Annotated in this window: 17 protein-coding genes; 15 read left to right on the top strand and 2 right to left on the bottom strand. The window is 46.8% G+C overall.

Translation table 11 applies throughout. From position 1 onward, the window contains the following. Window positions 1-24: 24 nt before the first annotated feature. From IPL32_03640 to IPL32_03615, 6 genes are all read left to right on the top strand, one after another. On the top strand, window positions 25-1,578 hold the full coding sequence (locus IPL32_03640) for a hypothetical protein (GenBank protein ID MBK8464901.1): 1,554 nt from the start codon (window positions 25-27) through the stop codon (window positions 1,576-1,578). A 3-nt stretch (window positions 1,579-1,581) separates the two neighbouring features. After that, complete coding sequence (locus tag IPL32_03635) at window positions 1,582-3,438, top strand: ATP-dependent Clp protease ATP-binding subunit (protein MBK8464900.1); 1,857 nt, start codon at window positions 1,582-1,584, stop codon at window positions 3,436-3,438. Beyond that, a complete protein-coding gene (locus IPL32_03630) occupies window positions 3,435-4,052 on the top strand; it encodes a radical SAM protein (protein ID MBK8464899.1) in 618 nt (205 codons plus the stop codon). The genes IPL32_03635 and IPL32_03630 overlap by 4 nt, the downstream gene beginning before the upstream one ends. Before the next feature lie 4 nt (window positions 4,053-4,056). Next, complete coding sequence (locus tag IPL32_03625; protein ID MBK8464898.1) at window positions 4,057-4,755, top strand: FHA domain-containing protein; 699 nt, start codon at window positions 4,057-4,059, stop codon at window positions 4,753-4,755. A 47-nt stretch (window positions 4,756-4,802) separates the two neighbouring features. Further along, window positions 4,803-5,135, top strand: a complete 333-nt coding sequence (locus IPL32_03620; protein ID MBK8464897.1) for a hypothetical protein — start codon at window positions 4,803-4,805, stop codon at window positions 5,133-5,135. 196 nt (window positions 5,136-5,331) lie between these two features. After that, window positions 5,332-5,871, top strand: coding sequence for a hypothetical protein (locus IPL32_03615; GenBank protein MBK8464896.1), 540 nt, complete (start codon window positions 5,332-5,334; stop codon window positions 5,869-5,871). Window positions 5,872-5,995: 124 nt separating this feature from the next. Here IPL32_03615 and IPL32_03610 read toward each other — a convergent pair whose 3' ends face one another. Next, the gene (locus IPL32_03610) at window positions 5,996-6,253 is read right to left on the bottom strand and encodes a hypothetical protein (GenBank protein MBK8464895.1); all 258 of its coding nucleotides are present in this window, start codon (window positions 6,251-6,253) and stop codon (window positions 5,996-5,998) included. Window positions 6,254-7,556: 1,303 nt separating this feature from the next. Here IPL32_03610 and IPL32_03605 point away from each other — a divergent pair. Both IPL32_03605 and IPL32_03600 read left to right on the top strand, forming a co-directional pair. Beyond that, on the top strand, window positions 7,557-8,078 hold the full coding sequence (locus IPL32_03605) for a hypothetical protein (protein MBK8464894.1): 522 nt from the start codon (window positions 7,557-7,559) through the stop codon (window positions 8,076-8,078). A gap of 2 nt (window positions 8,079-8,080) precedes the next feature. After that, on the top strand, window positions 8,081-8,476 hold the full coding sequence (locus IPL32_03600) for a carboxypeptidase regulatory-like domain-containing protein (protein ID MBK8464893.1): 396 nt from the start codon (window positions 8,081-8,083) through the stop codon (window positions 8,474-8,476). A gap of 1 nt (window position 8,477) precedes the next feature. On the opposite strand, the gene IPL32_03595 is transcribed toward IPL32_03600, so the two are convergent. Next, complete coding sequence (locus IPL32_03595) at window positions 8,478-8,765, bottom strand: hypothetical protein (protein ID MBK8464892.1); 288 nt, start codon at window positions 8,763-8,765, stop codon at window positions 8,478-8,480. 298 nt (window positions 8,766-9,063) lie between these two features. Here IPL32_03595 and IPL32_03590 point away from each other — a divergent pair, with 298 nt between their 5' ends. The 7 genes from IPL32_03590 (at window position 9,064) to IPL32_03560 (ending at window position 17,396) form a co-directional block, all read left to right on the top strand. Beyond that, window positions 9,064-9,438, top strand: coding sequence for a hypothetical protein (locus IPL32_03590; GenBank protein ID MBK8464891.1), 375 nt, complete (start codon window positions 9,064-9,066; stop codon window positions 9,436-9,438). 1,561 nt (window positions 9,439-10,999) lie between these two features. Further along, window positions 11,000-12,034 (top strand): hypothetical protein, encoded by a 1,035-nt coding sequence (locus IPL32_03585; GenBank protein MBK8464890.1) that lies wholly within the window; start codon window positions 11,000-11,002, stop codon window positions 12,032-12,034. 142 nt (window positions 12,035-12,176) lie between these two features. Further along, window positions 12,177-12,884, top strand: coding sequence for an SUMF1/EgtB/PvdO family nonheme iron enzyme (locus IPL32_03580; GenBank protein ID MBK8464889.1), 708 nt, complete (start codon window positions 12,177-12,179; stop codon window positions 12,882-12,884). Between the two features lie 139 nt (window positions 12,885-13,023). Next, a complete protein-coding gene (locus tag IPL32_03575; GenBank protein MBK8464888.1) occupies window positions 13,024-14,325 on the top strand; it encodes a hypothetical protein in 1,302 nt (433 codons plus the stop codon). Window positions 14,326-14,344: 19 nt separating this feature from the next. Further along, window positions 14,345-15,529: a radical SAM protein gene (locus tag IPL32_03570; protein MBK8464887.1), complete on the top strand. Its 1,185-nt coding sequence runs from the start codon at window positions 14,345-14,347 to the stop codon at window positions 15,527-15,529. A gap of 116 nt (window positions 15,530-15,645) precedes the next feature. Next, window positions 15,646-16,464 (top strand): hypothetical protein, encoded by an 819-nt coding sequence (locus IPL32_03565; protein MBK8464886.1) that lies wholly within the window; start codon window positions 15,646-15,648, stop codon window positions 16,462-16,464. A gap of 5 nt (window positions 16,465-16,469) precedes the next feature. Then, a complete protein-coding gene (locus IPL32_03560) occupies window positions 16,470-17,396 on the top strand; it encodes a hypothetical protein (protein ID MBK8464885.1) in 927 nt (308 codons plus the stop codon). Window positions 17,397-17,399 lie beyond the last annotated feature (3 nt).

The following is a 17,399-nucleotide window of genomic DNA, read 5'->3' as shown; positions in this document are numbered from 1 at the left end:
AGTGAATCGAAAAGGAGATTCTCTATGAGTGGACCTAAAGATTATTCGCCGCCGCCAAGTTACTCGTTGTCGGTGTTTGAAGGAAAATTGAACCAGGTTTTTCAGATTCAGGCACGGCTAAAAATGTTATGCGACGAGATCAGTAATCTAAACGTTACTGATTCTGAGTTGGATATCCATTTAGATTGCAAGAGTGATCTTAAAAAGATGGAAAGCAATGTCAATATAGCCCTAAAAGCTCTTGTCTTTGACTACAAGGGGAGTTTTGGCCAGGAAACTTATGACCGTATAGATCGAGAGATCGGCGCCAGAATCGCTGAATTGAACAAGACCCTTGATTCCTGTCAAGCGATTCGAACGAATTTTGCGGATAAGCAGAAGGATTATCAGTCATACCGGTCTTACCTGCAGTTTTACGAAACCTCGAAAGGATCCTTTGGGGATTTTAAGACGAATATTCAGAACTATCTGAAAACGAATCTCGAAGAAAAAGCACCTGATATACTTCGACACGCAACGGAGCAAATCGGGGAAATCAATTTTGAAAAACCTCCTTCAACTTTCGCGGTAGGATTCACGTCGAGAATGGAGAATGAGAAAGGACTGATAGTGACCCATTCAGTTGACAAAGAGGATCAGATCAATGCGGTACGGTCTAAAGTGAGCGATTTGGTAATTGAGAAGTTCCAGGGAACAGCGGTGCAGATCGAGACTGCCGCAAATTCGGTGAGTAGCGAGTCGGATGAACTAAGGGATGTTTCCGAAAGGATCGAGGCTCTTCTCAAGAGTTGGCAAGACGCCGCCGCGAGAAATGAATTTGAAAGTACGTTTCGCAAACTGAGTGCGAGCGAAAGTATGAGGAATACATACTTTTTCAAGGAACTGCATGACTCGATTCTTGAGGAAATGAGGATCAAACGATTCAAGGACGACCTACATACCCTTTTGGGCGATTTGAACAATCTTTCGGTGCATTCGTCGGTTTTGGCCGATAAGCAACACCTTATCAACTCGTGCATCCGAGCAATCAATTCTACGAGCGTCGAGGAGGGAGCCGTGGAGTCATTGCAAGCAAGGATCGGCGAGCTTAGAGATCGCAGCCTCCATCTTCAAGTAGAAGATGAGATAAGACGGAAAGAGAAACTTTTCTTGAAATCTCAGCTTGTCCTTTGTCTTGAAAACCTGGGATACGACGTAATGGATGACCTGAATGTTATGGATTTTGAGCAAGAAAATGATTTTCTGTTCAAGGTTAATCAACAGGAAAATTATCTGAACCTAAAGTTCAAGGAAGATGGTTCGATCAGATATGTTTTTCAGATACCCGAGGAGCAGGATCAACTCAGTACCGATCAAAAAAATATGAAACTTCACGAGATGAAGGTTACCTGCGATGAATTCAAGTCTGTTCTTTTGGATCTTTCTAAGATGGGCCTAAAGGTGGATTTGCGAAGTGAGCGGCCCATCGGCGTGGATTCGCTGGTTACCGTTCCAACGAACAGAAGGAATAGGATCAAGCCAAAACAGGGTCGGAAGGACGAAAGACAAACTGTGAGAAAAAAATACTTAGGTCAATAATTTATGAACACGGGAAATATTTTTCCAAAATGGCTTCAGGAGCTCAAGCGATTTCAAGCGCTCAAGTCGGAGTTCTTCCTGTATGGCAATGTCTATGATTGTTATTACTTCCCAGTAAATTACAGGGAAGTGCAAGAGGAGAATGAGCTAAAGTACGCCAAATTCAATGACATAGTGGAGCTCCTGAGGCAGTATTTTCTGTCAGAGGGGTTTGATGTCGTCAGCTATTTCGACGTGATCGACGGGATAAGCATTCAGTCAAAGGAAGGGGACATATCTGAGAGCAATGTGATTGCTTCACTCCAGTTGAAACATAAGGATATTGAGCTGTTTCTTAAGAACGCGCAGGCAAAAAAATTGGATGACGCTATTAGTTTCTATCGTGAGTTGAATGGTAACACGACAAAGTTATCGGTCGGGATTATCAACTACGCATCGAGATTCACGTCGAATCCAAATTCGCTTGAGGATGAGGCGAAATCGGTTTTTCTGAAGATCCTTAAGGCCGCTCAGGAGTCAAAGGTCTTTCCAGACAAGGAAGGCCTCAGGAATATTCTTGTATTCATCTGCGACAAGCTGAACGACATACCCGCTTGGATCTTGCTGGAAAACCCGCTAACAAAGGGCATCGAAGTGCAAAAACCGAACCGCGACGAGAGAGACAGGTTTTTTGAAAAGCGGAGCCGTCTTTTTTCCATCGACGGACAGGAACCGAATTTTGGTGAGGTGAGCAGGGTCTTTCCGGATCTTACAGAGAATTTCTCGAACCGTGAGCTCGAAAGCTTAATCACGATTTCAAGACAAGAAAATCTTCATATCAACCAGATGAAGGAGATAGTCGAGCTTTTCAAATATGGGATCAGAGAAAATCCGTGGGAGACGATAAACGCCGAGAAGATCGAGAATGCCGAAAAAGAATTGCGAAAGCGGGTTTTGGGGCAAGATAACGCTATTGATAAGGCCGTCGAGATAATCCGTAGATCAAATCTCGGGTTGGATTCAGTCGACAAGACCCGACCTTCGAATCGTCCCAAAGGCGTGCTCTTTTTTGCGGGTCCGACAGGGACGGGCAAGACAGAACTGGCAAAGTCATTGGCCGAGCTGATCTTTAGTGACGAAGAAGCCATGATCCGGTTTGATATGAGTGAGTACAACGATGGCAATTCAGACGTCAAATTGATCGGAAGCCCACCTGGATATGTCGGATACGAGGAAGGGGGACAGCTTACTGACGCCGTCAGAAAAAGACCGTTCAGCATAATCCTGTTTGATGAGATCGAAAAGGCGCATTCCAAGATATTTGATAAGTTTCTTCAAATACTTGATGACGGAAGACTGACCGATGGTAAAGGAGAAACGGTCTATTTTTCGCAATCCCTTATTATCTTTACGAGCAATCTTGGCATTTTCAAGGAAGATGAATTCGGACACAGAATTCAAAATGTCAGCTTTGGCGAAGAGTATGAAGTGATGGAAGAGAAGATAAAAGCCGAAATTAAGAACTTCTTTGGAAGCACATTGGGTCGACCCGAAATATTCAATCGCTTTGGAGATAATTTTGTTGTATTCGACTATATTCGACCAGAAGTTGCCGGCAGAATTGTTCAAAAGAATCTCGAAATTATTAAGACAAATCTGATGAAGATCAGAAAGATCTCATTCGAATACAATGACGAATTCGTCGCCGCTTTTCTTGAATCTTGTGCATTGGATAATCTTGAGAACGGTGGCAGGGGTATTGTAAATAGAATCGAAACCCATATAAAGAACGGTCTAACGAACTTCATGTTCCGCACCAAGAAGACAGAGAATTGCACAATCAGGTCATTTATCCAAAACGGTAAAGTTGATTTCGAATGAACTGGCAACTGAACAAAATACAATATCCTGTGTACAATCTCGGGCCTGGCAAACGGATCGGGATCTGGGTTCAGGGTTGTAATCTCGGTTGCAGTGGTTGTGTGAATAAGACTACGTGGAACAAACATGCGGGGCAGTCAATCCCGGTCCTGGACGTTTTTAACTGGGCGGCGAGCCTAGAGGCGGATTACGACGGTATTACTATTTCCGGTGGCGAGCCGTTTCAACAATATGAGTCCCTTATTACATTTCTTCACCTGGTTAAGTCGAGGACGAAGTACGACACATACTGTTATTCAGGGTATTACCTTGATGAAATTGAGTTGCTATTTCCCGATAAATTGTTTTGTCGTTACCTGGATTTCCTTGTTGACGGCCGTTATATACGGACCAGGCATGAGGACAAAAATCAGAAAGGTTCGTCTAATCAGACTCTGTACAAATTTATCGACGGGCGTCCGGTAAAACAGAAGGCATTACTGTCAAGTAACAAATGGTCGGTTCATGTCAACAAAAGTAATAGGATCTACATGGCAGGAATTCCAAAGAAACTGGATCTTGCGGAGATCTGCATAAAACTAAGGGACGTGGGCATCGAAAAGACCTTCAAATGATCTTATGCAAGAAATAGTTTGCACAACATGTAATAAACAGAATAACGTCGAGGCGGGAAATCCGGGTCCTTTCGAATGTAGTTTTTGTTTTGACACCCTTCCGGCGTTCGTCGTTTCGTCAATTTCACCCGACCGTGGAAATGAAGCAGAGACGCCTTCCCAGGTGGTGAGATATGTATCAGGCCTGGAACTCGTTTATCAGATTGATCAGCGTCGTATTCAACTGGGGATCTCCGAAAAAACAATTCTTGGGCGCAGTGGATATGGCGCTGACGTGTTATCTACGATCCTCTACAACGGAGAAAAAGTAATCAGCCGAAATCACTGCTCGATCGAATATCGAGACGGCGACTTTTTTATTCGGGATGAAAATTCAAAGAACGGGACGTTCTATGGTGTAAAGAAAATCAGCTGTAGAAACTCGCCGCAATTGATTGAACATAACAGTCTTATTTACCTTGGGGAAGAACCTTTTGTCGCCCAGATAATTCAACGTGTGAAGGAAATTGAAGCTGAGTCGACGGAGGCATGCCGCCGCGAAGAAACGGGACCGGTGGGCATTTACAGATGTAATGATTGCGGGTTCGAGACTACCGAAAAACTGCCGGAGTGTCCTAAGTGTAACACTCGAAAAAGTTTTAGTCTGATCCTGAAAGAAAAAGAAAAAGTTAATGCAGCGGGCAAAGGCGATCAAGGGGGTTAACCGCGATCGCGACGAAGAACGCTCCATTTTGTTTGTTGGAGAAACATATGAGCCGTAATTCAAGAGGGACATTTGGGAGTTCACTATCACGATTTGTAATCGTGATAAGTGCTGTCGGAATTGGCTTGCGCCTTATGACAAAGGGCTTAATGAGCCCCGAAAGACTTATGGTTTTCCTTATCCTTGTAGTTGTGGCCGCGGTGATCGACAGCCCGTGGACACGCTCGATTCTTGCAGTTTTCGCGTTGGGTTTTTTTGTTTTGGATTATGTCGACTATGATATGCGGGCATTCTATTCAAATATAGGTCCGGTTTTTGCTCTGGTGATAGCGTTATTCGGCTTTTTCGTGATGTTCGGTGGTTTTAGGCGTGGAAAATGATCGGACTTTGGCCTAACCATAACATGGATGTGAAATGCGTCGAACGGCGTGCAGCTCAGGAGTGGCTGATTGATTTTTTTTATAAGCGTGTTGAACAAGATAGATATCACAGGCGCGAGAAATGTGATCTCGGATTGTGTGAATAAGAATTGGAAATGGAACCTTCAGCGTAAGGTTTCGCTGCAAGAGAACGTATATGAATAGAGATGATGGAAATAGAGAATTTGTCGAGCGTTCTTATTGCGACGACGGACACAAAACGCAAGACCAGACACTCGCCGGTGATGATCGGTCAAAAAATTTTATAGTGCCGGTACAACCTAATGCGGAAGTTTCGCAACAGCCCGCTATCTATCCGAAAGTTCAAGCCCCAGAAACAAACGCAAGGGCCGGTAGTCTGGCCCAGACTTTAGGACTGGATTTTCGCGTCGCTCTGATTGCTATAGTGATCGACACGATGCTCTTCGCGGGCGAGGTAGTCACATTAGGGCTCCTTGTCGTTCTCTCGGCAATCGCTGGAATCGTTTTCGGCTTTATAACCTATAAGGCTCAGCGAAGTTGGTATGGTGACGATCATGATAGTGCGATGATTAAAGGTCTGATTATGGGGTTGCTTACGGCGATCCCATCCCCGTTGCCCGCATTTTTGTACGTGCCTGCGGGGGTTATGGGTGCGGTGAAACGGTTGCGCGATAAACAATCAAACGCACAGGAAAAAGGCGTAGCATCGTTTTAACTTCTCGCCTAAGGAAATAGCCATGCTCAACTAATTTTTCGCGATCTCAGTGACGGCCTGGCCAGTTCTTTAATTGACCACGTAAGATTCAATTTTAGCGAGTTGCGAAGTGTGAAAGCAGATGTCATACATTGGTTATCGTCACCTGAACTAACACGTGCATCAGCCCGTTATTGTGTCCTAATGCCGGAGGTCGTCGCGACGACGCTCGGCAATCCGCGAGTGCGACGCGTTGCGGGAGAGTATTGTAACCGCGCGGCGCGTATCTGCGTTTCGGTCTGTGTTTTGTCCTCGCCGGCAAGTAGTCAACCTTCACGTCGGCCGCAGCTCCGCCGACGGCCAGTCCGACATTGATGTGGGTAGGAACATTAGTCCGAGACATTGCCAAGAAGCGTCCCCGTTTGACTTTGACCGAGGCAGAACCCGGGAAGACAGAAAACAAACAGTAATAGCAGATGCTGAGCGAGGGCCGAAGTCTTTTCACGTATCGTAGATTCATTTTCGCCAAAATCAGGATGGAGATGTCGAAGGCTCGCCAAAATTTGTTACCGAGCACCTTCGACAGTCATAGTCGGCTCATTCGGCAGTCTTCAGGATCTCACAAACGAGGTAAATAGAAAGGCACTCCGGACACGCTGAGTGCTGCGCTCGCCAGTCAGTCCGACCTAGCCAGTTACGCCGCCGCTGATGATGTAGTCCAGCGGGAATTTTGCAGGCGTCACAGCAAATCTTTTTGCATCCTAGACACTTGTGAAGCCTTTGGTGAGATCCACCTCTCATCCATGGTACCACCTGATCGTTACCGCATCTGGGGCAAGCTAATTTTTCGGCAGACTCTGGCATCAGGTAGCATCGTCCCTCGAAATATCAAATCACACTGGTTAAAGAAAAATAAATGCCGTAACCAGTAATAGAACTATCGCGGAGATCAATAACACATTGACTCCACATCCCTTATTTCCTTTCTGTACCTTTTGAATCTCTTTTTGATAATCCTCATAACGGGACGTCTGATTAACACAATCGGGATGATAATACCAACACGAAAACTCCGTGCCTTCAATCGCCATTATCTGCGCATAGCGCTGACTCTCCGCGCCTTTGACATAAATCTTTTCATTGCACTTTTCGCATTTTATGCATTTTGGGCACCTGGCTGGATACTTAGCCTCGGAGCCTCGAAAGCTCCCTCGAGAATCGTAGAGATATCCATAGATTGGGGTTCGATTGGATGGAATGCTGGGGTGAATCAAGCGATCGTTTGTGTAGTCATCCATCCGATTATCTGAATCGTTGAAATTTATGACTGTGCGTCCGCATGAATTGCATTCGGCAAGAAAGTCTTTCGAGGTTTGCTTGCATTCTTCGCATTCCCAAAAATTGTCCCGCTCAACGATCCCAAGATCCGTAGAGCCCTCGGGCGCCCGGTTTTTTCTCTTGACGCTGCGAAACAACATACGACCATCGCAGTAATCGCAGGATAGTCCTCTACTACTTGTTTCTTTCTGACTAAATTGTAATCCCATACCTAATTATCCTTCCTCCGTTACGGCGTTGGCGATTTGGATTTCGCCGGTGCTTTTTCGATGTGGGCGGCTTCGAGCCAGGCTGCTAGTCTGCCGGGGTTGTTTTCCTATTTTACGCGGCAGATGCCATCCAGGATTCGGCGGGCGTTGGAGAATCCAATGGGTTATTTCGGCGGTGCGTTCGGCGCGGTCGGTGAGGGCCGAGGCGAGGCTGGACATCGAGGCTTCGAAATCGTCGCATGCGTCGCGGAGCGTGTCGCGGAAATCCGCCGGCAAACAGTGGCTCGTAAACGCGGCTTCGTAACCGGCTGTCAGGAGCGCCTGCTCCGAAGTCTGACGGGTCGTCAACGCCAAACTGTTGCATCCGCTGAAAGCCTTCCCATTTTCGTCTTGAGTCGTCGTTCATCTGATATTTCTAGTGCAATTTGGTTCTCTCACCGCATATATGCGATTTTGAGCCTGTACAAGGCGATTTTTCGCATGTGCAACGCGGTTTTCAACCTGTGCAGCGCAGTTCTGGGCGGCTCATTTGTGATTCTTTACGGCGCAATTGCGATTACCAATCGCGCGGACGCGATTATATACAAGGTTTTCGCGATTCTCAACGGCACGAACACGATTTCTAGCGATGCGGATGTGATTACAAGCCGCGCGAGTGCGAGTGTCACTGGCCAAATGTAAGAATGCGTTGCGGTGAAAGTGCGGTTCATATTATTCGCAGTGGTAATGGTTGTCTTTGCGGGCGTAGTGATGGGGCAAGACACAGTGACCGGGACATCCACGAATGTTCCGGTGACGCCATAGCCGGTGTCGTGGTGCGTTGCACAGGCAGTGCAGCCGTGACAGATCGTTCCGGTAATTTCATTCTTAATGCGTGCACCGCCCAGATCGTTGTGACAGCTGACGGTTTCGAGCCGGCAACCGTAGTGGCCGCTGGCGTACGGTTCCTAGCAGACGCCGTTCGGGTCGATGTTCGCATCCGGAAGGCAGCACCGATCGGGCGGCTCGACCGCGGCGTAATACCTCAGGACCGACGGCTTCGTTCCGACCGCACCCGAACAGCGCGGAGCGGTCGATAGTCTAGCTAATGTTCGCCGCACTTCCGTAGTGCCGTTTGTCGAGCGACAGATCAGCGACAGTCGAGTGTTCTTCGCCGGCGAGTTTTATCGCGAGAACCGGGCAAACGGCCCGCTGTACCGTAACGACGGGCACAAAAACCGATTGCCCAAAACCGGGACAAAAGCTCGACGGAGGATGGTTTTCAAGGAAGGACGGACATTTTGTTGGATTGTCCGGTTGGGTCCTGACGACCCATTCTGATTTCTCCTGTCGTGCGGTCGGGACGTACCCTGCAGTAATCTTTGCCACTCAGACCAAAGCTCTTATCGAACTTTTGAAAATGCGGCCAGTGTCGGGCTGTACGGCCCAGGATGGAATCACTTCAGTAATATCTTCAACGGAAAAAGCATTTTGGATTCACTGGTTGACATCTTTCATAGTCTCGTAGTAAATTCTTTTCGCAAAGCAGTATAGATAAGGCATAAGAAATCCTGTTTACGAACTTTTTGCCCAATACCTTGTCACTGTTGGCCCCGGCCGACGGGTTCGGTCAAAACGTTTACAAAGGGCAGGTTTCCTTAATAAATGTTCGGATAGGAGAACTAGAATGAGTATTAGAATGATCGGTATAGCCGTTGTGTTTCTCATGGGGATTTTGGCAAGTAGCGTCGCTGCCCAGCGTTGCGACGTACCACCAAAGCGTGGAACTGTATATATCGTGGTCAAATACGCCCCCTACAATTCGCGCGATACGCTTCGTGGGGGCACCAAGACACGGGTGAAGATCAACTGGGGCCCTAATAAGTTCGACCGAAAATTCCCCGGACTACGTCCTCCGGCTTCGGCCGGCGTCGTGATTGCGGCTCGGCACAGTCAAGATGACAGCATCCCGCTTTTTATTGAAACTAACGGTACGCTCGAACTATGCAGGCAGCTTGATCGAGCTCCTTCATATCCGATGTATCAAAATGCGAATTGGTGAGGAATACGGTCAAAGTTTATCACCTTGATCACTATTCCTACTCTCGGCTCGAGCGGTATGCAAAAGTCCCGGCAGGATCCTGAATTTTTACACTTCCCGTATTCGCTCGACCGATTGCGGCGTCATTGCGGAAGCTACGTAGACCTGCTCGTACGTAAGCAAGTCAAACTTCGTTAAATTATTTGCGAGAAATTCAGGCAAAGTCGGGATTGAGCCCAGGAACCGTCAAGAGTAATGATAGGAAAGATATAGAGAAGCAGCTATTGTCGGGTTTTTCGTATTAATTTGCTTTTCTACGGCTGGGGCTAAGCTCAATATACCCCCGCTGCATGATGCGTCGCGCGAAAAATACGAGAGAGCAACCACGAAGTCTTTAAATCTGATTCCCGTTTTGTTTCTTTTGGTTGTAAGCGGCGGATGTGGGAATGGCATGCCGGATACTGCGAAAGTTGTATTAAAGCAAAGCTTCACATTGGAGGATCAATCTAAAAAAAACAAAAGAACTAGATTGGGGCTTTTGAAAATGCCAACTTGACAAAATTCTGGGACTCATATATCTTTGTCACACTCTTAAGTTGCGCTCCTAAATTAACCATTTGGCTTTGCGACTAGCCTCGAGCTTGAGAATCAATGGTTAATGGTCGGTCTTACGGGGTATGATATTACAGATTTTGGGTATTCACCGTGGTCTCTGAGTGCTCCGGTGAAAAAGGGAGAAAAACTAAATGAACAATGAGTCAGAACTGAATGATGCAATTTCATCATCCTATTTGCACGATCAAGGGGTTTCAAGCTCTGAAGGTGGGTCCCAGCTTACTATTCAAGATCTTCGGAACAGCAACCACCCGGCGCTTGAACGAATAGCTAAACGGGCGGCAGAAAATATGAGATCATCGGCATATACGTCTCATAATTCTCATCATTCTGCCCACAACTAAGACCAGTGATGTTTGCGTTAGATTCGATTCTTTACACGTAAACACTAATATTTGGTCGCTTATGCAAAATAAAGCGAGACGTCAGATGGGTGATAGCGACCTGCGATTACGGGTGGATTTATCGCATTGAGTCTTGAAGTTTTTAACCTCTAAAAGTAAGGAGAAACCCTATGGATAGTGAATTTGACTTTGGTGGTACGGGTTCATCGTCGTTTTTAAATGAACAAGAAGCTTCTGGCTCTGGGGAGGGTTCTGAACTTACGATACAAGATCTTCGTAACAGCAACCACCCAGCGCTAGCTCGAGTGGCCAAACGAGCTTTAGAAAATATGAGATCGTCCGCATTTACATCCCACAATTCTCATCATTCGGCGCATAACTAATGATTGGTGCGGTTTTTTTTGGGCGGCTAGGGGTTCTGTTTAACAGGTGTGGCTTTTAACCATGAACTTGGTTTTGTTGCTTCACGTCGTATTGCGAAACCGATTTTCTGCGGATCCGCGGGTGTTTTCTCAATGTCCCGGGAGAATTGAACTCCATGACGGTCAATTAGTCGACCGATAAGCAAAATCGTACAGAATGCGAATCGGCAGGGATAAGCCCGCCAGGACTTGTAAGACGGAATGGTCCGAAAACGAAAAGCGGTTAGGCCGGTTTCTGAGATTGGAGCTGGATTTCAGATCTTGGTTTGTTTGATCAATGGGCTGGGAGATGCCTTTCTCGCACTCCCTGTCATTAGAAGTTTGATACAAGAATTCGGCGGTGACAACGTAATTGTGTGGTCGCCCTCGGATATTTTTGAGACTGTTTTTTCCGGACTTTCTTGCGGAAAAATCTCATTGCACTTTTCTCGGGAACACGCCTATCCCTTTCTCGATGAGACTGGCGACCGTGAGAGAGCGTTGAAATCACTACAAGGCTCACAGAAAACTGTTTGGATTAGTCTAAACGCTTATTCACCGTTGTGGCCAATTGAAATATCAGTTCGCGAAGTGCTACAACCTCTCGTTGCGTACGGTTTCGGTGGCCGGCCGGAGTTTTTTCGGAATGCAATGTCGGCGTCAATAACTCCCATGCGAGATCAGTATTTTCATGTAATTGGTGAAACGGTTAGGAACGATCCTGAACAACGCCGACCTTATCTAAAACAATCAGCATTGACGAAATCACGCGCGTATGTCGATGCCCAGGTATCCGATGGATTTCGGGGAATTGTCATGTTTCATACGGACACTGAGGCCACTAAACAATGGGATATCAAGAATTGGTTGGAATTGGCGTCTTTGGTCAGAAAGGAACTTAACTTATTGCCGATGGCTTTGGGACGGCCTTCAGAGAAGTTGCTGGCAGGAAATCTCATCCTTTCACCTCCGTCCACCTGGGATCTGCAAGTTACTCACCTCGCCAACGCGACCTGCTTCGTGGGCATCGATTCGGTTTTTGCCCATATCGCAGACTCGTTGGGGATACCCGGGCTAACGTTGTTTGGGCAAAGTTGCCAGAGCGAATGGGGTCCAAAGGGACCATTTTTGCTCGCATTGACAGCTCCAACTCGCGAATTATCTCAACTTAAGACAGGTGATGTATTCGCTGCTTTATGCAATAACGAGCTTTTTACCAACAATTCGCACTTAAATAGATCGCACTTTAGGCTATAGGTGACTTATTTTGAAAAACCATAAGTAAATCTGGATTACACATAAATACAAGTAACCGTCGCGTTACGCTATTAGTTTGGGCAATTGACAAATTGCTGCTTATTCGCGGGATTTGTTAGTTACAATAAATATGCTTTCTAAAATGTCATTAATTCCGGGCGGCATGTTCCTAATGGGAACGGAAGATGGATACATAGATGAGCGACCAGTTCACCGAGTTGAGCTTTCACCGTTTTATTTGGATGAAAGAGTCGTTACCAACCGAGAGTACCAAGAGTTTATTGTTGCCAAACCACAGTGGCAGAAAGATCAAGTGTCCTCCGAAGTTGCTGATCAAAATTACCTAAATCTCTGGCTGGATGGGCGGTGTCCCGAAGAACTGCTTGATCATTCCGTCATTAATGTTTCGCAGCGTGCCGCACAAGAATTCGCACACTGGGTCGGGAAACGGCTTCCGACAGAAGCGGAATGGGAATATGCCGCTGGTGGCCTCGAGAGGCTCAAATGGAGCATTGCGGATAGTTTTGAACCACAGTCGTATGCATTTGGCCAGGACGGCTCTCGACCTTGCGGTTCGCCGCCGGGTCAATACCCTCAGAATTCCTTTGGCCTTTTCGATATGTGCGGCTTGGTATGGGAATGGACTCAAGATAGTTACGAAACTGATTTTTATCAGGCCTCCGAGGCTCGTGATCCGGTAAATAGGAATCCAAAAGCCGAATGGTCGGTTTTGCGCGGGGGGGCAGCATTTTTCGACGACCCATTCTTTCTTCGAATTCATATTCGGGGCCGCAACCATCCGACGGCATGTAATGAAGACTATGGGTTCAGGTGTGCACGCGATGTCTAACGATAAGGTATTAAGTCCGACGAACACCAACTCTCTCTTAGTCGAATTGGGCGAGAACCGGGACATATTAAGATCGGCTTCAAGCTATCTGATTTACGACCACGCCTCGTCGCAGTGCCTCAGTGATCTTAGAGATCGAATGTTGGCCAATTGTGTAGAAAAATTTTTAGGACTGACTGAGCTTGCCAGGATCGAACATCCTGATCTTTCGGTTGAGAGCGGCTTCCAGGATGCGGTCTCGTTTATTTGGGAAAACTGGGATGGATTTTTGAGTGTTGCACAAGATCCAGTTTTTATATGCTGGGTTGGTCTTCTGAACGACCTGATTTGTCCCCATCGAGGTAGTCTGATCGCGGGAAATGACGTTTTATGCTTTTTTACTTCCAAGCACGATCAATTTGCTTGCCTCAAGGAGCATCTCGAACAGTTTTCAATCTTTGCTTTTGCCACGGCAGTAAAAACTCAGACTAGTTTTCGACCCCCAAAGTCTGTTGCTGTTGAATTCGGTTGGCTGCCAGGCATAGATAGAGAGTACTTAAGTTCCCCCATCGGGGGGGACGAAAAGTTCCACGTTATTTCAGAAGTGTCTAACGGCATTCCGATTTTTGATGGGCAAAAGAGAAACGGTAGACGGGTTCCCCAGGTTGGTTCCAACGGAGGATCACTTTCGGTTCATGCGAACCATCCTTACTTTCAACTTGGGCACATCGAACGGTGGCCGCGATTGATGGATTATCAAAAGCGAGAACAATTTGTCGGTATCGTGGATGATGCACTTAGTCTCATTGACGAATTAATCCCTGGATTATGTCAACAATCTTCCATAATTCTTAAAACATGCGTCCCGATGACCACTGAAGGGATTACCCCGATGGCGAGTGGTTCGTATACACGATTGAATGGTTCAATATTCTTGGCCTGTTCCCCACAGACGGAATTGGTCGCGGAAATGTTTATCCATGAATTCTGCCATAACAAATTAACATTGCTTGAAGATGTATCCCCGTTCTTTCCCAGCTTTTCGCGAAGTCAGTTTAGACATTATTCACCTTGGCGGGATTCCCTTCGGAGCGCCGAAGGAGTGCTGCACGCTCTTTTCGTCCATGCTGAAATCGCCCGATTTTGGATTTGCCTTTATCAATACGGAAAGTCGTCGATGCCAAAGGATTTAATTCGACGTCGCGTTTGGACCCTTCTTGGACAAATCAGTATGGGGGCCAAAGGGCTAGAAAAAACCGGTGAATTCACCGATACAGGTAAGATATTGCTGGCCGCGATTGTTCAGCCAATTGATGGTTGGACTGAGAATTTTCCTCCCTGCTGTCAAGACGCACTACCTTTCTTTTCCGAGATAAAGGCAGATTCCGCGCTTGCGGGAATGAACATTTCGCAGGCTCTCAGATCGCATAAAACTGCCATTTTTGGCTCGACCCCGCATTGAGGATTGACTGAAACATCAAATGAAAATGATTCCTATTAACAGTTATATCCTCAAGATTGCATCTCGTTGTAACCTTAACTGTTCGTATTGCTACGAATACAACATGGGAGACGATTCCTGGCTCGATATGCCCGCGTTCATGGAACCTGAAATCGTTAAACTTGTCGCCACGCGAATACATGATCATTGCACGACGCACGAACTCACTGAGATCTATATAAATCTTCACGGTGGAGAACCTCTTTTATTAGGGAAGCAACGGACACGCAACCTTCTCGAGACTTTTGTTAAAAATCTTGAAGGGATCAAGATATATTGGGGCATACAGACGAACGGCGTGTTACTTGATCCGGAATGGATTGACCTACTCCATACCTATGGCTTCTTTCTGGGCCTGAGTATTGATGGACCGGCTGCGACAAATGACCGGTTTCGCGTCGATCACGCGGGGAAAGGAACCCATCTGCGAGTGATGACCGGTGCAGGACATTTGGCAAGTGAAAAGGGCGAACTTATTTTCGCAGGATGTCTTTCGGTGATTGATCCCGAATCCGACCCGCTCGAGGTATTTAGACATCTGCTCACCCTCAATGCTAAAGCGATCGATTTTCTTTTGCCCCATGGAAACTGGGACGATGTTCCGAACTCCAAAAGGCCCGACCCAATGTCCGTGACCCCATTTGCGGACTGGCTGATCCCGATTTTCGACGAGTGGTATGACCAATACTCAGAACGTCTTGAGATTAGAATGTTTGAAGAAATTATAGAACATTTGGCTGGGGGGCCTGGTCGACTTGAGACGGTGGGGCTTCAACCGGTTAGTCTAATTGTGGTCGCCTCTAACGGAGATATTGAAGGGGTTGATACCCTGAAATCGATTCCCGGCCAACAGTTATTGGGTTTGAATTTGAAACAACACAGTTTTGATGATGCCGTGAAACACCCCAAGTACCAATTGCGACAGAACGGATTAGAAGCGTTATCTGGTACTTGCCAATCCTGCTCGTTGGTGAAAACATGTGGCGGCGGTTATTTGCCTCATCGATGGTCAAAGGATAATCAGTTCCAAAATCCGTCAATTTTCTGTTCTGATCTAACGACTTTGATTTTGCATATTCGTCGGCGAGTCACTAGCACAATAGATGCAACCTCGGTCACACTTTCGAAAGGCGGCTCGCAGGAGTCGATAAACCCAACCGAATGACAAATTCATCAATGGTTAATCGTCGTCGTTGGAGTGATGATCGGATAGCTGCGACCAAAATGCTTTTTTGCCAGATTCGCGATCTCCTGTCACCAATTCAATTACGAGAAACGTTAATGGCTGTCCTGGGGGAGAAAGTTGCCCGAATTGCAGTTACCGACCGTTGTGCCCTGTTACTCGTACCATTGCTACGGGAAAGCGAGATCGCAGTGGCAGTTAGTGAATTTCGTTGTGTTCATCGGCCCGACATCGGAAAAGGCGGGTGGTCCAATACCCCTGGTGCGATCGTTACTGACGATTCAAACCAAGGCGATCTATTTCTATATATTGCGGGGCCTGACACTGACATGGTCTCGGTGATGGATGCAGAATCTAGAGGTGACAGCGAAGTTTTTGGAGAGGTTTTGGGGGTTCCGTCTTGTTGTCGAACTGCATACTCCGAGTATTCGGAACTAATGAGAGAGGTGCAAAATGATCCCGTTCCCCAGACTGCGTGGCGAACGACATCGCCCCCGCCGCACCCAAGCTGGAACAATATCGCCGCACAATACTTCGGGTACAGTCTGCTGAGTTTTGCCCCGTGTTCGCTGGACTGTATTGCGGCTCAAGAACACTCAAAGCTTTCTTATGATCGGCTGGTCTCGATTGATGCGGAATTTGCCGCCAGATTCTATAGCCGCCACGATTCAAACATTATTTATAGTGAATATGAGGGGATTCACCGTTTTGTGGGCGATTCTAATTTTGACGGAGAATTTCTCCATTACACGTCAGTAGATTCGACTACAAAAAGTAAATTACGGACAGAATTGAATTTTGGGGATACCCTCCGATTCCTAGATACTTCAAGATTTGAGATTTATGCGGGGAGCCGCTTAGTGTCGTCCTGGGGTGGACAGGAAGATACGTCGGTGGCTCTTTTCTTTTGTCGATAACGAAAATGGTGAAGAGTTCTATCCAATCATCCGACAACTATGTAGGTGCATCAATACACCTTGTTGAAAAAATCACGCAGGCGTCTCTAACTCATTTGATAGAGTTGCTCAGGCTTAAGCTTGGTCAGAAGAAGGTCGTGCGTTTGGTTGTAACAGATGACGAATATCAGGATGTCGAGGAGTATGCATCTGGCGTCGGCCTCTCACTAGCTCACTCGGTTTCCCGCTTGAAGGAAATCGAAGTTACGGCAACCGGCGACAGATTCACCACGTCGGTTGACTGGGACGATCCTGAGGGAAGGTCATTTTCGGTTTTTCTTGGGTCTGAGAAGTTGGTTCAGGAATATGCGGAAGCAGATTCGGGACGGTTCACTTCGAACGATATAGGCTATTTGTTGGAAATACCTCCTTGCTGCGTCGAGAGCTACAATCGCTTACAGAATGGTAGAGATTGGCTTTCCGCTTGGCTTCAGGGTGTCATTGGAGACAAGCCGTTCAATCGTTACGGAAATCATTTGGCCTCATATATAGGAACATGTAATCTGGCAGGCGATTTCTTGCCGTGTCATATTACTTGTCGACTCACAATTGAAAGTGCCCATCAAGGGTATGAAGTTGCAAAGCGATTTAGGCTGCTTCCCTTGATCGATGAGACGATCCGATACCTCACGGTTCCCGTTGTTGTTGTGGGTGAAAACTTAATTTTTCTTCATGGAGGTACGAAGTCTCAAGAAGTATACAGCCATTATGAATTTAAGTCTGGAGCTATTACAATTCAAGGACCGGACGGAGTTAGCTTGCAACAGTATCTAAGGGGGTCGAACTGCGTCAAGTCTGTCCCTGGTGGGGTAATTTTTGGCCGGTCCGGACACTTCAATCTTTGTCCGGACCGGGATTTTGGCCAGCGAGCGTTGCTGCTCATGTTTTTGTAGGAA

The sequence above is a fragment of the Chloracidobacterium sp. genome (genome assembly GCA_016711345.1).
Taxonomy (GTDB): Bacteria; Acidobacteriota; Blastocatellia; order Pyrinomonadales; family Pyrinomonadaceae; genus OLB17.
Note: the sequence above shows the minus strand (reverse complement) of the source record. Positions and strands in the feature narration are given on the sequence as shown.

Coding starts and splice junctions, on each gene's coding strand:
- IPL32_03640 (MBK8464901.1), top strand. CDS start 25: ATGAGTGGACCTAAAGATTATTCGCCGCCGCCAAGTTACTCGTTGTCG.
- IPL32_03635 (MBK8464900.1), top strand. CDS start 1,582: ATGAACACGGGAAATATTTTTCCAAAATGGCTTCAGGAGCTCAAGCGA.
- IPL32_03630 (MBK8464899.1), top strand. CDS start 3,435: ATGAACTGGCAACTGAACAAAATACAATATCCTGTGTACAATCTCGGG.
- IPL32_03625 (MBK8464898.1), top strand. CDS start 4,057: ATGCAAGAAATAGTTTGCACAACATGTAATAAACAGAATAACGTCGAG.
- IPL32_03620 (MBK8464897.1), top strand. CDS start 4,803: ATGAGCCGTAATTCAAGAGGGACATTTGGGAGTTCACTATCACGATTT.
- IPL32_03615 (MBK8464896.1), top strand. CDS start 5,332: ATGAATAGAGATGATGGAAATAGAGAATTTGTCGAGCGTTCTTATTGC.
- IPL32_03610 (MBK8464895.1), bottom strand. CDS start 6,253: ATGTCTCGGACTAATGTTCCTACCCACATCAATGTCGGACTGGCCGTC.
- IPL32_03605 (MBK8464894.1), top strand. CDS start 7,557: ATGGGTTATTTCGGCGGTGCGTTCGGCGCGGTCGGTGAGGGCCGAGGC.
- IPL32_03600 (MBK8464893.1), top strand. CDS start 8,081: ATGCGTTGCGGTGAAAGTGCGGTTCATATTATTCGCAGTGGTAATGGT.
- IPL32_03590 (MBK8464891.1), top strand. CDS start 9,064: ATGAGTATTAGAATGATCGGTATAGCCGTTGTGTTTCTCATGGGGATT.
- IPL32_03585 (MBK8464890.1), top strand. CDS start 11,000: ATGGTCCGAAAACGAAAAGCGGTTAGGCCGGTTTCTGAGATTGGAGCT.
- IPL32_03580 (MBK8464889.1), top strand. CDS start 12,177: ATGTCATTAATTCCGGGCGGCATGTTCCTAATGGGAACGGAAGATGGA.
- IPL32_03575 (MBK8464888.1), top strand. CDS start 13,024: ATGTTGGCCAATTGTGTAGAAAAATTTTTAGGACTGACTGAGCTTGCC.
- IPL32_03570 (MBK8464887.1), top strand. CDS start 14,345: ATGAAAATGATTCCTATTAACAGTTATATCCTCAAGATTGCATCTCGT.
- IPL32_03565 (MBK8464886.1), top strand. CDS start 15,646: ATGGCTGTCCTGGGGGAGAAAGTTGCCCGAATTGCAGTTACCGACCGT.
- IPL32_03560 (MBK8464885.1), top strand. CDS start 16,470: ATGGTGAAGAGTTCTATCCAATCATCCGACAACTATGTAGGTGCATCA.